General features: G+C 72.8%; 14 protein-coding genes. 5 read left to right on the top strand and 9 right to left on the bottom strand.

Features of this window, described 5'->3' with window-relative positions; translation table 11 throughout:
* Positions 1-26 precede the first annotated feature (26 nt).
* Complete coding sequence (locus ACOOE8_RS02765) at positions 27-671, top strand: hypothetical protein (RefSeq protein WP_420393355.1); 645 nt, start codon at positions 27-29, stop codon at positions 669-671.
* A 20-nt stretch (positions 672-691) separates the two neighbouring features.
* Here ACOOE8_RS02765 and ACOOE8_RS02760 read toward each other — a convergent pair whose 3' ends face one another.
* Positions 692-1,717, bottom strand: a complete 1,026-nt coding sequence (locus tag ACOOE8_RS02760) for a KpsF/GutQ family sugar-phosphate isomerase (protein ID WP_420393354.1) — start codon at positions 1,715-1,717, stop codon at positions 692-694.
* A gap of 212 nt (positions 1,718-1,929) precedes the next feature.
* Here ACOOE8_RS02760 and ACOOE8_RS02755 point away from each other — a divergent pair, with 212 nt between their 5' ends.
* Positions 1,930-3,108 (top strand): lytic murein transglycosylase, encoded by a 1,179-nt coding sequence (locus ACOOE8_RS02755; protein WP_420393353.1) that lies wholly within the window; start codon positions 1,930-1,932, stop codon positions 3,106-3,108.
* Here the strand turns inward: ACOOE8_RS02755 and ACOOE8_RS02750 are convergent.
* The 3 genes from ACOOE8_RS02750 to ACOOE8_RS02740 form a co-directional block, all read right to left on the bottom strand.
* Positions 3,066-3,818 carry an N-acetylmuramoyl-L-alanine amidase gene (locus tag ACOOE8_RS02750; RefSeq protein ID WP_420393352.1) on the bottom strand — a complete coding sequence of 251 codons (753 nt, stop codon included), beginning with the start codon at positions 3,816-3,818 and terminating at the stop codon, positions 3,066-3,068. The two genes, ACOOE8_RS02755 and ACOOE8_RS02750, sit on opposite strands and share 43 nt — an antisense overlap.
* A complete protein-coding gene (locus ACOOE8_RS02745) occupies positions 3,815-4,498 on the bottom strand; it encodes a TerB family tellurite resistance protein (protein WP_420393351.1) in 684 nt (227 codons plus the stop codon). The genes ACOOE8_RS02750 and ACOOE8_RS02745 overlap by 4 nt, the downstream gene beginning before the upstream one ends.
* A gap of 85 nt (positions 4,499-4,583) precedes the next feature.
* Positions 4,584-6,173 (bottom strand): alpha/beta fold hydrolase, encoded by a 1,590-nt coding sequence (locus ACOOE8_RS02740; RefSeq protein WP_420393350.1) that lies wholly within the window; start codon positions 6,171-6,173, stop codon positions 4,584-4,586.
* A gap of 175 nt (positions 6,174-6,348) precedes the next feature.
* On the opposite strand from ACOOE8_RS02740, the gene ACOOE8_RS02735 reads away from it, so the two are divergent.
* On the top strand, positions 6,349-6,807 hold the full coding sequence (locus ACOOE8_RS02735; protein WP_420393349.1) for an Hsp20 family protein: 459 nt from the start codon (positions 6,349-6,351) through the stop codon (positions 6,805-6,807).
* 66 nt (positions 6,808-6,873) lie between these two features.
* On the opposite strand, the gene ACOOE8_RS02730 is transcribed toward ACOOE8_RS02735, so the two are convergent.
* From ACOOE8_RS02730 to ACOOE8_RS02710, 5 genes are read right to left on the bottom strand one after another with little or no spacing between them, the layout of a single operon-like run.
* On the bottom strand, positions 6,874-7,938 hold the full coding sequence (locus ACOOE8_RS02730) for a threonine aldolase family protein (RefSeq protein WP_420393348.1): 1,065 nt from the start codon (positions 7,936-7,938) through the stop codon (positions 6,874-6,876).
* Positions 7,935-8,486, bottom strand: coding sequence for a DoxX family protein (locus ACOOE8_RS02725; protein ID WP_420393347.1), 552 nt, complete (start codon positions 8,484-8,486; stop codon positions 7,935-7,937). The genes ACOOE8_RS02730 and ACOOE8_RS02725 overlap by 4 nt, the downstream gene beginning before the upstream one ends.
* 42 nt (positions 8,487-8,528) lie before the next feature.
* On the bottom strand, positions 8,529-9,275 hold the full coding sequence (locus ACOOE8_RS02720) for a putative DNA-binding domain-containing protein (protein WP_420394606.1): 747 nt from the start codon (positions 9,273-9,275) through the stop codon (positions 8,529-8,531).
* On the bottom strand, positions 9,238-10,098 hold the full coding sequence (locus tag ACOOE8_RS02715; RefSeq protein ID WP_420393346.1) for a DUF692 domain-containing protein: 861 nt from the start codon (positions 10,096-10,098) through the stop codon (positions 9,238-9,240). The genes ACOOE8_RS02720 and ACOOE8_RS02715 overlap by 38 nt, the downstream gene beginning before the upstream one ends.
* Before the next feature lie 9 nt (positions 10,099-10,107).
* Entirely contained in the window at positions 10,108-10,467 is a 360-nt protein-coding gene (locus ACOOE8_RS02710) for a DUF2282 domain-containing protein (RefSeq protein WP_420393345.1), read from the bottom strand.
* Between the two features lie 210 nt (positions 10,468-10,677).
* Between ACOOE8_RS02710 and pcaD the strand changes: the two genes are divergently transcribed.
* Together pcaD and ACOOE8_RS02700 are read left to right on the top strand one after the other, a co-directional pair.
* Complete coding sequence (gene pcaD, locus ACOOE8_RS02705) at positions 10,678-11,475, top strand: 3-oxoadipate enol-lactonase (RefSeq protein ID WP_420393344.1); 798 nt, start codon at positions 10,678-10,680, stop codon at positions 11,473-11,475.
* 15 nt (positions 11,476-11,490) lie between these two features.
* The gene (locus ACOOE8_RS02700; RefSeq protein WP_420393343.1) at positions 11,491-12,576 is read left to right on the top strand and encodes a 3-carboxy-cis,cis-muconate cycloisomerase; all 1,086 of its coding nucleotides are present in this window, start codon (positions 11,491-11,493) and stop codon (positions 12,574-12,576) included.
* Positions 12,577-12,619: the final 43 nt, after the last annotated feature.

Genomic DNA, 12,619 nt, shown 5'->3' with positions numbered 1-12,619 from the left:
ACGGATCGGACGGCTGGAGAGACGCGATGTTCCGGCAGCGTGTGGTGATGGTCTACGAGGGCAGCCACCGGGTCGTGCGGACCGTGACGGCGACGCCCACGGCCGTGGTGTACTCGCACAACGGGGACCTCATCGGCTTGAAGGCCGTGCCGAGCGGCACGGTGCGCGAGCGGCTCTACCCGGTCGCGGGTGTCCGCCGCTTCGCTGACGACGACCTCGCCCGCCTGTCCCCCGCCGATGCGATGGAGCGGCTCGACATCGAGGCCGACGAGGAGTGGACGGGCGAGCCGATCGATCCCGCCCGGCGGCGGAGCTTCCTGCGCGAGCGTGGCACCGGCATCAGCCGCACGCGGGGGCGGCCGCTGAGGTCGCTCCCCGAGGGTGTGGTCAGGATGGTCTACACCCACGGGATCAATCGACGGCGGACCAAGGACGTCATCATCCGCGCCTTTCGGCCGCGCCGCGACGATGTCGTCGTCATCGACCTATCGAACGGCGTGGTCCAGGCGCTCAAGCTCGCCGCGATCCTCACCCTCATCGACCCCGTCTCGGACCGTCGGCTCGACGACGAGGGGGCGATCCGCGAGTTCGTCGCGTCGCACGGCCCGCGGCCCCTGTGGCAGCGCCTCGTCGGCTCTTGGACGCGGCAGTGGGACGCGATCCTCACCTGAGCGCCAGCCAGGGCGACGCTTCAGGCGATCCCGGCGCGCAACAGGTCGTGCATGTGGAGGATGCCGACGGGTCGGCCCGCCTCGGTGACGAAGAGCGCGAGGACGGGCTGGCGCTGGCCCGTCACCGGGTGCGTCGCGTTGTTCATGGCGTCGAGCGCGGCGCCGGCTACGACGTCCGCCTCGATGGTCTTCGGCCGTGCGTTCATCACGTCCTCGACGCGGGCGGAGAAGATGCTCGGGTTGAGGTGGCGCCTGAGGTCGCCGTCGGTGATGACGCCCTCGAGCCTCCCTTCGGCCTCGCCCACGACGCCGACGATGCCGAACCCCTTCTGCGTCATCGCGAGGATCGCCTCGCTCATCGCCATGCCGCGCGGCACCAGGGGGACCCGCTCGCCGGTGTGCATGAGGTCGCGCACGAACTGCAGCCGCGCGCCGAGCCGCCCGCCCGGATGGAACACGTGGAAGTCCGTCGGCGTGAAGCCGCGCCGCTCCAGGAGGGCGACGGCGAGCGCGTCGGCGATGGCAAGCTGCTCCACCGCCGAGGACGTCGGGGCGAGGCCGAGCGGGCAGGCCTCCGGCGCGACGGGGAGGATCAGCGCAACGTCCGCCGCTCGCCCGAGCGCCGACTGCGCGTTCGAGGTGATGCCGACCACCTTGACGGCGAACCGCTTGGCATAGGCGAGGATCGGTGCGAGCTCCTTGGTCTCGCCGGACCAGGACAGCGCGAGCACCACATCGCGTGGCGTGATCATGCCGAGGTCGCCGTGGCTCGCCTCCGCGGGGTGGACGAACTGCGCCGGCGTCCCGGTGGAGGCGAGGGTCGCCGACACCTTCCCGGAGATGTGACCGGACTTCCCCATGCCGGTCACGATGATGCGCCCCTCGCACGCCGCCATGACGTCGACGGCGCGGGCGAAGTGGCCGCCCAGCGGACCGGCAAGCGCCCTCCGCAATAGCCCGAGCGCCTCCGCTTCGATGCGAAGCGTGCGCTCGGCCGACGCCACGACCCTGGGGCTGGGGATCGACGTCACCTCGGCGAGGGGCATGTCCGTTCCTCCGCTCTCGGTCCTTGGTGCAGAGCGCGCGTCCATGGGGACGGAGCGCCCGCAGTTACCACGGCTCGCTTGCCATGCAAGGACAACACTCCTTAACGCTTTTCCAACGGGTCCCCGTCAATCGAGACGACGTTTCCCACGACAGGAGGCCGAGCCCGATGCTCCAGCCGATCCCCCTTCGCAGGACGCGCCACCGTGGTGGCGTGGCCGCCGTTCTCGTCGCCGCATCGATGGTTGCCGCGGCGCCCGCGGCGGCGGACGCCTTCACCCAGTGCGTCCAGTCGAAGTGGCCGGCGGCGCGCAGCGCCGGCGTCACGCGCGCGACGTTCGACCGGGTGACCGCGGGCCTGCGTCCCGATCCCAAGACGGTGGAGCTGTCCGGCCGGCAGGCCGAGTTCGTCAAGCCGATCTGGGAGTACCTGGCGACCGCGGTCTCCGACAAACGCGTGACGGGCGGCAGGGCGGCGCTCGACGAGCACCGCGCCACGCTCGCCAACATCGCCGAGCGGTGGAAGGTGGATCCCGAGGTCGTCGTCGCGATTTGGGGCATGGAGACGAGCTACGGCACCTACATGGGCGACCACAACGCGGTGCGCGCGGCGGCGACGCTCGCGTGCAACGGGCGCCGCCGCGGCACCTTCTGGACCCAGCAGTTCGCCGCTGCCATCAAGATCGCCCAGGACGGCCACGTGCCGCTCGAGCGGATGAACTCGTCGTGGGGCGCCGCCATGGGCCACACGCAGTTCATCCCGACCAGCTGGCAGGCCTACGCGGCGGACTACGACGGCGACGGCAAGCGCGACATCTGGCGCTCGATCCCGGACGCCTTCGCCTCCACGGCGAACTACCTCGCCAAGCACGGCTGGCGCTACCAGGAGACCTGGGGTTACGAGGTTGTCGTGCCGCGCGGCTTCGACCACGGGCTCGCCGACGGCCAGCGCAAGCGCACGCTCGCCGAGTGGAGCCAACTCGGCCTGCGCCGCGCCGGTGGGGGGAGCTGGCCGCGGCCGAACGACCCGGCGTACCTGTTGTACCCGGCCGGGGCGAACGGGCCGGCGTTCCTCATGCTGCGCAACTTCGACGTCATCAAGCGCTACAACAACGCCGACGCCTACGCCCTCGCGGTGGGCCACCTCGCGGACCGCATCGTCGGCGGCGGCGCGTTCGAGCAGGCCTGGCCGCAGAACGAGCGGCCGCTGACCCGAGCGCAGGTGCGTGAGGTGCAGTCGCTCCTGACGCGGCGCGGCTACTCCACGGGCGGGGTGGACGGCCAGGTCGGCCCGATGACACGCGCCGCCATCCGCGCCTACCAGAAGGCCAGCGGCAAGGTGCCGGACGGCTACCCCTCCACGCAACTTCTCAGCGACCTGCAGCGCCGTTGAGCGGGCGAGGCGCGGCGGTCCGCCTCCACCAGCGCGGCGAGCGCGTTCGCTGCGGCGAGCGTCTCCCCGTCCGCCGGTGCGCCGACCCGGTGCGGCAGGTGCCTGCGGTGGAACGCCGTCACCGTCGCAGCAAGGCCCTCCTCGCGCTGGTCCGGCTCGATGCCGTAGCCACAGGCGGTCAATGCCTCTCCGAGGGAAAGCGGGCCGGTCATGCCCGCGAAGGGCCCGCGCACCGCGAGGGCGTGCCCGCGCTGGGCGAGCCGCGTCCAAGGGAAGCGCTCCCCCGGGTCGCGCTTGCGGGCCGGCGCGACGTCCGAGTGCGCCACCACGTTGCGGGCGGCGATCGGCCAGCGTGACCGGACCGTGTCCAGGAGGCGCTCCAGGGCGGTAAGCTGCGCCTCGGGGAAGGTCGGCGCCTGCGGTCGGTGGCCGGGGCTGTCGAGTTCGATGCCGATGGCGCGGCTGTTGACGTCGCGCACCCCCTCCCAGGCGCTGACCCCGGCGTGCCAGGCCCGCCGCGCCTCGTCCACCATGCGCACCACCTCGCCGCAGCGCATCACGAGGTAGTGCGCCGACACCTGCGAGCGCGGGTCGCACAGCCAGCGCACGGCAGCGCCCGCGTCCGCCATGTCGGTGTAGTGCAGGACGACCATGTCCGGCCCGTCGACGCCGACGCGCGGACCGTGGTTGGGCGAGGGGACCTCGATCACAGCCGTGCAATCAGGTCCGCGTAGGCCGCGTTGATCGCGGCGAGGCGGTCGGTGGCGAGGCGCACGAACTCCTCCGGCACGCCGCGGGCGATCAGCCGGTCGGGGTGATGCTCGGCGACGAGCTCGTGGTAGCGCCGCACGACGGTGGCGCGGTCCGCGTTGCGTGGCACGCCGAGCACGTCGTGCGGTGCCCCGTCGGGCTCCACGTGGCGGGCCTTGACGCGGTTCCAGCGCACCACGTCGAGCGCGAAGATCTCCGCTACGCGGTCGAGGAAGGCGAGCTCGTCCGCGTGGATGACGCCGTCGGCCGCGGCGATGGTGAACAAGATGTCGACGATGTCCTCGCGCACCGCGTCGTCGTCCGGGAACAGGCGGGCGATCTTCTGCGCGTAGGCCTCGAAGCCGGCGACGTCGCGCTGGGCGAGCTGGAACAGTCGCAGGACGGGGCGCTGCGCCTCGGGTGGGACGTCGACGGCCCGCCAGAAACTCGTCGCCTCGCTCATGCTCACCACGCCGTCGGCCTTGGCCATCTTCGCCGCCAGCGCCACCACGGCCATGGAGAAGGCGGCTTGGCGCGCCTGGGGTCCCGCACCGGTGGCGGCACGCACGCGGTCGAACACGTCCGCGCCGACGGCGCCGACGGAGTGGACCGCCTGGGCGATGGCGTCCCACACGGCCACGCTAGCGTGCCCGTGGACGGCGGGCGCGCGGTCCGTGCTGGTCGGCCGGCGGCCGGTGGGAGCGTGCGAGCGGCGGCACCTTCGCCTAATCCTTGCGGGGCGATCCGCGCCCAGGGCGTCGACGGCGTCCCTCGCGACGCAGCTGGCTGGCGGCGGTGGGCTCGTCGAGGGGCGCGGTGCGGACGGGTTCAGCCGAGCGTTGGGCCATCGCGCGCCTGCGTCGTGGCGGATTGCCGCCGGCCCCGGGATCGTCCCCACCGCTCGGCTCAGCGCCCTCGGAGGAGCCACCACGCGGCGACGGAGGATCGGCTGGCCGGGCGGTGGGGACGGTCGCGTCCGCCTCCGGGGGAATGGAGCTGCCGTCATGGTCGTCCGTCGACGGCTCGGCTTCCGATGCGTCCGGCGCCCCCGCCACTGAGCCGTCCTGTCCGTCGGCCGCAGCCTCGCCCCGCCGGCTGCGGCGCCTGCGCAGCCGCTCGCGCAGGCGCGCGGAGCCCGCCGGGCCGTCGGCGACGTCGGGAACCTTGGCTTCTGATTGCTCACCCGGCGGCGGCGACGCGTCGCTCGCCTGCACGGTTGGCTCCGGTGCTCCGGGCGGTGCGGTCGCAACGGTGCTCGTGGGGGTCGGGACCGCGTCGCGCGGTTCGGCGACCTCGGCGTCCACCGCGCCGTCGGGCCCCGTCATCCCCGTCCCATGGAGCGGCGGACCCTCCTCGAAGCGCATGGTCCTCGCAAAGCGCACCGGGCGCTGCACGGCGAGGCGACGGTCGACGTTGCGGATGAAGGCGTCGATGGCCGCGAAGGCCTGCACGCGCAGGCCGTCCCGCTCGATGAGGAGGTGGTGCCGCGCGCCCGGAACGATGACGACGCCCCCGCCGGGCGCGGCACGGGCGAAGCGGTCGATCGCCGGCGTCGACACGATGGTCTCCGAGCCCGCCGCGACGAACAGCGTCGGGATGGCGAGCGGCGTGCCCGTGCGGCGACGCACCCTCGCCATCGCCGACAGCGTCGCGCCGACCCAGGCAAGGGTCGGTGCGCCCGTGGTGAGTTGAGGGTGGTCGTCGAACACGCTCTTGTAGGCGCGGTAGCGACGCGGATCGCTGGTGATGCGGTTGTCCGCGAAGGACGGCATGGCACCCACCGACCGGGCGACCTTCGTTCGACCCAGGCCGAGGAGCCGGGCGAGGCCGACGACGAGCGCGACGATGGCCGGGGGTGCCGGCAGACGGTGGATGCCGAGGAGCGGCGCGACGAGGACCATCCGCTCGACCTCCTCGGCGAGCTGCGGTTGGGCGAGCAGGGCGACGAGCCCGCCCATGGAGTGGGCGAGCACGTAGTACGGCCGCGGCAGCCCCTCCTGCACGCCGTGCCGCACGACATCGAGGAGGTCGTCGACGTACTGCCCGTAGGACGCCACGTGCCCGCCGCCGGCGACCCGGCGCTGCGAGCCGCCCTGTCCCCGATGGTCGTAGGTTAGGACGGCGAAGCCGCGGCGTCGGAGGTCCGCGATCACCTCCGCATAGGCCTCGATGGCCTCGCCGCGACCCTGCACGAGGACCACCGTGCCGGGACCGTCGGGTGTCCCTGGCCAGCGCGCCACGCGTAGCCGCACCGCGGAGTGGAGCGTGCCCACCGTGCCGCCGGAGTCGGGGGACCGAGAAGTCGCTGTCGCCACGCCAACTCCACAACGCGCCCGGCGTCGGACGCCTCACGAAAAGACGCGCGGGCGTCTTGAACGCACCCTCGGCCTCGACCACATCTGGGGCGCGGCCGCCACCACGGGGCCGCGACCGAAGACCGGGCCCTGGCCTCGCGGCAGCGCCCAACCGTTGCTTCTCACGGAGGACACAATGCGTCAATTCGATCTTACGCCGCTCTATCGCTCCACCGTCGGCTTCGACCGGCTGTTCTCGATGCTCGACAACGCGTCGGCGGTGAACCAGACCCAGAGCTACCCGCCGTACAACATCGAGCGGACGGCTGAGGACACCTACCGCATCACGATGGCGGTCGCTGGCTTCACCGAGGGCGAGCTCACCGTCGAGGTGAAGGAGAACGGCCTCACCGTCACCGGGCAGAAGGCCGAGGCCGAGGGCCAGTCCGAGAACATGCTCTACAGGGGCATCGCCGGGCGCGCGTTCGAGCGCCGCTTCCAGCTCGCCGACCACGTGCACGTCACCGGAGCGTCGCTGGACCACGGCCTGCTGCACGTCTCGCTGCGCCGCGAGGTCCCCGAGGCGAAGAAGCCCCGCACCATCGCCATCGAGAACGGCTCGCAGCCTCAGACGATCGAGGCTCAGGCCGCGTAAGCGCCTTCTCGACAGCAACGCTGTGACCGAGCGCCCCGGACCTCCGGGGCGCTTTTTCGTTCCGGGTCAGGCGGCTGCAGGCAGGCCGAGCGCCGTCGCGACCGCGTCGATGTCGGCCTCCGTGGTGCGGAAGCTCGCCACGAATCGGTGCAGCGCAGCGTCGGGTGCCGGCGCGGCCGGCAGGTGGCGTGAGCGCGCCGCCCACGCGTAGGCGCCGATGCCGGCCTCCGACAGCCGGGCGGCCGCGTTCGGCGTCAGGAAGGCGAACACCTCGTTGGATTGCGGTGGCATGACGGGCGGCGCGCCGGCCTCGGCAAGCCGGTCCGCGAGGCGCGCGGCCATGCGGTTGGCGTGGCCGGCGAGCTCGGCGGCGTGGCCGCCCTCGAGGAGGGCGCAGAACTGCGCGGCTGCGAAGCGGTTCTTGGAGAACAGCATCGCCGACTGCTTGTGGCGGTAGGCGGTGTCCTCGGCGAGGGAAGGGTCGAACAGCACGACCGCCTCGGCGCACCAACCGCCGGTCTTGGTGAGCCCGAGGGACAGGACGTCGACGCCAGAGCGCCAAGTGAGGTCGGCCGCCGACACACCGAGGTAGGCGAGCGCGTTCATGAAGCGTGCGCCGTCCACGTGCACCGCCATGCCTCGGCTCCGCGCGATCTCCGCCAGCCGCGCCACCTCGTCCGGCGTGTAGCACTGGCCGAGCTCGGTGACGTTGGTCAGGCTGAGGGCGGCGGGGCGGCCGTCATGGACGTTGCCCGGCAGGTACGCGGCGACCCGCGCGGCGAGGAGGTCGGGGTCGATGCGCCCACCTGGGCCGTCCACCGGGTCGATGATCTGCGGTGCGAAGAGGACGGGTGCGCCGGCCTCGTCGCGGGCGATGTGTGCGTCCGCGTGGCAGAACACGACGCCGCCCGGCCGCGACGTCGCAGCGAGCGCAAGGCTGTTCGCCGCGCTGCCCGTGGCGACGAAGAACACGGTGACGTCGCGCTCGAACAAGTCGGCGATGAGCGACCTCGCACGCGCCGTCCATTCGTCCGCGCCGTAGCCGGGCGCGGTGCCCTCGTTCGCCAGGGCGAGCGCGGCCATGACGCGGTCGGACGCGCCGGCCCAGTTGTCCGAGGCGAACGTCGTCACCGGGCGACCCACAGCCGGCCGAGGAGCGCGTCGAGGGACAGTGGCCCCGGCCCCTTCAGCGCAAGGACGAGGAGGAGGAAGCCCCACAGCGCGCGCTGGTCGGCGATGGCGGAGCCGGCGAGGTTGTCGAACCAGGCGCCGATGGTCTCAGCGGACGCCCCGTGGGCGGCGATGTCGGTGTAGGTCATGACGGCCACGAACACGATCATGCCCACCGCCGCAATGCGTGTGAAGAGGCCGGCGACGATGAGGACGGGCAGGATCAGCTCGCCGAAGGTGCCGGCGTAGACCGTCGCCTGCTCCAGCCCGGTCAGCGCAGCGGGGTCGTAGCCTACGGCCTCCATCTCGCGCGGCAGGATCTGCACGTAGGCCCCGTCGTCGAGATCGACGAGCCCGGCCAGCCCCTCGCCCAGCTTGGTGCGCACGCTGTTCAGAAAGTAGATCAAGAACACGCCGGCGAAGACCAGGCGCGCGAGGGTGGCGATGAGCCAGTCTTCGGTGATGCGCTGGACCGATACGGCGACGGAGTTGTGCAGGCGAACGAGCATGACGGCTTCCTGGGGGGCGCTTCTTGGTGCGTCGTTTCAGCGTCAGCGTTCCAGCGCGGTGAAGGCGCCGGCGGACAGGAGCGCTGCGAGCGTGCTCGCGACGTCCGCCGCGAGCGTCGCGACTTCGCCGAGCGGTCGGCCCGCCACGAGCGCCGAGGCGAACGCGCCGTCCGCGCCGCCCAGCACCCTGACTTGTACCTCCGCGTGCGGACGGGTGACGACGGCGGTCTCGGGACGGTCGCCAGGGACGCCGGTGCGCCAGGCAGTGGCACCGCCGCACGGGGCTTGGAGGAGGCGGGTCGCGGGGTGCGGCACGAAGACCGTCGCGCCGAGCTCGTCGGGTCCAAGGGCTGCGAGCGCCGCCGGCTCGAGGGGCGCGGCGTCCGCCGCGTGATAGGCCTGGACGCGCGCGTAGTCGATGGCGGCGACCTCGCCGACGTGCGCCTGCAACCGGCCTGGTGCGGTCAGGAAGGCGGGAAAGGCGTCGCCGTAGAGGAAGAGGAGCGGCGAGCGCGGCTTGACCGCTTGCGCGTAGGCGACGGCCGCGCCGCGGAAGTCAGCCTCGCCCATGAGGCGGCGCGTTGCCGGGAAGGTCGCCCCGAGCGCCTCCGCCAGCGAGTGGACGACGTTGTTGCGCCACACCTGGAACCGGTCCGGCGCCGGCGCGCCGCGCCCGTCGGTGAGGCCGCCGACCCTCGCTCCAGGCTGCGAGAGCGCCGCTGCGAACGCCGCGGCGTGGTCCGCCCGCGCCTCAGGCGGCACGGCGGGAAAGGGCGGAGGCCATGGCATGGTCGGCACGCGCCGCCTCCTCGGCAAGGACGTCGAAGCCCGGCACATCGTTGTCCCACTCGATGAGGGTGGGGACGGGACGGCCGATCCTCGCGATCACAGCGCGGTACAGCGACCAGACCGACGGCGCCACTTCGCGATCGTGGGCGTCGATCAAGAGCGGCGGGTCGGTCCCCGTGTCCTCGGCGTGTCCGGCAAGGTGGACCTCGCCCACCGCCTCAAGCGGGAAGGCGTCGATGTACGCGGCCGCCGACGTCGCAAGGTTGCTCGCCGAGACGACGACGTTGTTGACGTCGAGGATGAGGCCGCACCCGGTCGCCTCAACGACGCGGCGGATGAAGCTCACCTCGTCCATGGTCGAGGCCTCGAAGGCGGCGTAGCTCGACGGGTTCTCCAACAGCATCGTGCGGCCGAGCGCGTCCTGCACCTCGTGGATGTGGGAGACGACGCGCGCGAGCACCGCCTCGGTGTAGGGCACGGGCAGCAGGTCGTTGAAGTAGGCGCCCTCGTGGGTCGACCACGCGAGGTGCTCCGACACGAGGCCGGGCTGGTAGCGTGCCGCCAGCCCCACGAGGCGGGCGAGGTGCTCGCGGTCGAGCGGACCCTCGCCGCCGATGGACAGGCCGACGCCGTGCAGCGACACCGGCAGCAACTCGCGCACCGCGGCGAGCATGGCGTGGGGCCGCCCGCCGCTTCCCATGTAGTTCTCGGCGTGGACCTCGACGAACCCGACGCGCGCCGGGTCGACGAGGATCGCGTCGGCGTGGGCGAGCTTGAGGCCGACGCCGGCGCGCGGAGGGATCGCGGAGGGGGCGGCGAACACGTCGACGCCCTACGCGGACGGATCCTCGACCGGCTTGAGGTCCGCGGTGTCCGTGCCCTCGGGCAGGTCGCGGGCGAGGCCCTCGAAGCCGTCGGCCTCGAGCGAGGCCTGGGTCGCACCGCTTCGGTCGGCCGGCAGCTCCATCTCCTCGCAGGTTCCAGCGGGCACGAGCGTCCACGCGTTGCCCTGGTAGTCCACCGTGGAGGTGCCGGCGCAGGTGGTGCCGGGACCAGCGGCGCAGTCGTTCTCCCCGGCGAGCGACACGCCGAAGCACTTCTCCCGCGCCTGCGCCTCGGCGGGCAGCACGGCCATGGAGCTGGCGGCGGCGACGGCACCGGCGAGGGCGGCGAGCGATAAGGTCTTGTTCATGGGATCCTCCGTCCTTGGGCGCCAAGTCTGGTCGTCGTTCGTCGGCGCCAGGCGGCAGCTAACCGCACATCCCGTCCAAATCCCAGTAAACACGTCGAGAGCGAGCCGCAGCGTTGCAGGCGCCGCTGGCCCTGCACGTCGTACCGCCGCGGTCGGCGCGACCGTTCAAATCGAGCGCTCCGCGTGGCAGTATCACGTGCGGGAGGTCCCATGCACTTCATCAACTGCCACGATGTGACCCTGCACGCGGCGCACCGGCCCGCTGCCGGCGGCGCGCCGACCCTGGCGTTCTCCAACTCCCTCGGCACGGACCTTCGGGTGTGGGAGGGCGTAATGCGAGCGCTGCCGGGCGAACTCGGCGTGCTGCGCTACGACACGCGCGGCCACGGGCTGTCGGACCTGGCTCCGGCGGACACCGCGGCGATCCACGCCGGCGACATCGCCGCGCTCGCCGACCACTTCGAGCTCGACCGCCTGGTGGTCGTCGGGCTGTCCATCGGCGGCGTCATCGCGACGAAGTTCGCCATCGACCACGCCGCGCGCTGCGCAGGGCTCGTTCTCGTGTGCACCGGCGCGAAGATCGGGGCGCGGGAGGCCTGGGACGAGCGCGTCGCCACGGTGCGCACCCACGGGATCGAGCGCCTCGCCGATACCACCATGGAGCGCTGGTTCTCCCATGAGTTCCGCGAGTCCGCGCCGGAGGTCGTCGCCGGGATGCGCAACATGGTGGCGCGCCAGCCGGCGACGGGCTACGCCGCGCTCGCCGAGATGCTGCGCGACGCCGACCTCACCGGCGAGCTCAGCCGCATCGATTGCCCTGCCCACGCCATCGCCGGCGCGCTGGACGAGGCGACGCCGCCGGACCTCCTGCGGGCCACCGCCGAGGCGATCCGCGGCGCCTCCTTCGTGGCGTTCGAGGGGTGCGCGCACATGGTGCCCGTCGAGGCCCCGGAGCGCACCGCAGCTGAGCTCACCCGGTTCCTGTCCCGCCACGGGCTCCATGGCTGACGACGGCGCAGCCTGATGGCGGTCGCCGTGTTCGAGGACGCGCTCCTCGGCTCGCTGTTCGGCGACGAGGCCGTTGCACGCGCGTTCGCCAGCGAGCGCACGGTGCGCCGCTACAACGAGGTCGAGGCGGCGCTGACCCGGGCCGCGCAGTCCGTCGGCCTCGTGCCGGACGCCGCGGCCGACGCCCTCGTCGCGCTGCTCGGCGACTTCGCGCCGGACCTGTCGGACGTCGCCGAGGGCACCCTCCGCGATGGCATGCCGCTGCCGCGCTACGCGGCGCTGCTCAAGGCGGCGGCCGGAGAGCACGCGCGCCACGCCCACCTCGGCTCGACGAGCCAGGACATCATCGACACCGCCCTCGCGCTGGCGCTCGCGGAGGTCAACGCGATCTACGCCGAACGGCTCGACGGCCTCTGCTTGGCGTTGGACCGGCTCAGCGCGGAGCATGGCCGTCGTGCGCTGATGGGGCGGACGCGCATGCAGGCCGCGCTCCCCATCACCGTGGCGGACCGCATCCGCGGATGGGCCGCGCCCCTCCGACGCGAGCGCGAGAGGCTGGATCGGCTGCGGCCGCGCGTGGAGCTGCTGCAGTTCGGCGGCCCCGTGGGGACGCGCCGCGGCTGGGATGGCCACGGCGACGAGATCGCCGCTCACATGGCACAAGCGCTCGGCCTCACCGACCCCGGCGAGGCGTGGCACACCGCCCGCGACGGCCTCGGCGCCTACGCCGCCTGGCTGACCCAGGTGTCTGCCGCCCTCGGCAAGGTCGGCCAGGACGTCTGCCTGATGGCGCAGCAGGGGATCGGCGAGGTCCGCCTCGCCGGTGGCGGCGGTTCGTCGGCGATGGCGCACAAGAGGAACCCCATCGACGGCGAGCTCCTAATCACCCTCGCGCGCTACAACGCGGCGCAGCTGGGCGGCTTCGCCCAGTCCCTGGTGCACGAGCAGGAGCGCTCCGGCGTGTCATGGGCGCTCGAGTGGATGATCCTGCCGCCGATGTGCGTCGCCACGGGCTGCGGCCTCCTCACCGCCCAGCGCCTGCTCGACGCCGTCGAGGTCATCGGCGCGCCCGAGGGCACGGTGTTCGAAGGCGACGGCTGAAGGACGCGCGGCGAGCCACCGGACGAGGCCGATCCGTGGTATG

The sequence above is a fragment of the Acuticoccus sp. genome (assembly GCF_965213555.1).
GTDB lineage: Bacteria > Pseudomonadota > Alphaproteobacteria > Rhizobiales > Amorphaceae > Acuticoccus.
Note: the sequence above shows the minus strand (reverse complement) of the source record. Positions and strands in the feature narration are given on the sequence as shown.

Coding starts and splice junctions, on each gene's coding strand:
- ACOOE8_RS02765 (WP_420393355.1), top strand. CDS start 27: ATGTTCCGGCAGCGTGTGGTGATGGTCTACGAGGGCAGCCACCGGGTC.
- ACOOE8_RS02760 (WP_420393354.1), bottom strand. CDS start 1,717: ATGCCCCTCGCCGAGGTGACGTCGATCCCCAGCCCCAGGGTCGTGGCG.
- ACOOE8_RS02735 (WP_420393349.1), top strand. CDS start 6,349: ATGCGTCAATTCGATCTTACGCCGCTCTATCGCTCCACCGTCGGCTTC.
- ACOOE8_RS02725 (WP_420393347.1), bottom strand. CDS start 8,486: ATGCTCGTTCGCCTGCACAACTCCGTCGCCGTATCGGTCCAGCGCATC.
- ACOOE8_RS02720 (WP_420394606.1), bottom strand. CDS start 9,275: ATGCCATGGCCTCCGCCCTTTCCCGCCGTGCCGCCTGAGGCGCGGGCG.
- ACOOE8_RS02710 (WP_420393345.1), bottom strand. CDS start 10,467: ATGAACAAGACCTTATCGCTCGCCGCCCTCGCCGGTGCCGTCGCCGCC.
- pcaD (WP_420393344.1), top strand. CDS start 10,678: ATGCACTTCATCAACTGCCACGATGTGACCCTGCACGCGGCGCACCGG.
- ACOOE8_RS02700 (WP_420393343.1), top strand. CDS start 11,491: ATGGCGGTCGCCGTGTTCGAGGACGCGCTCCTCGGCTCGCTGTTCGGC.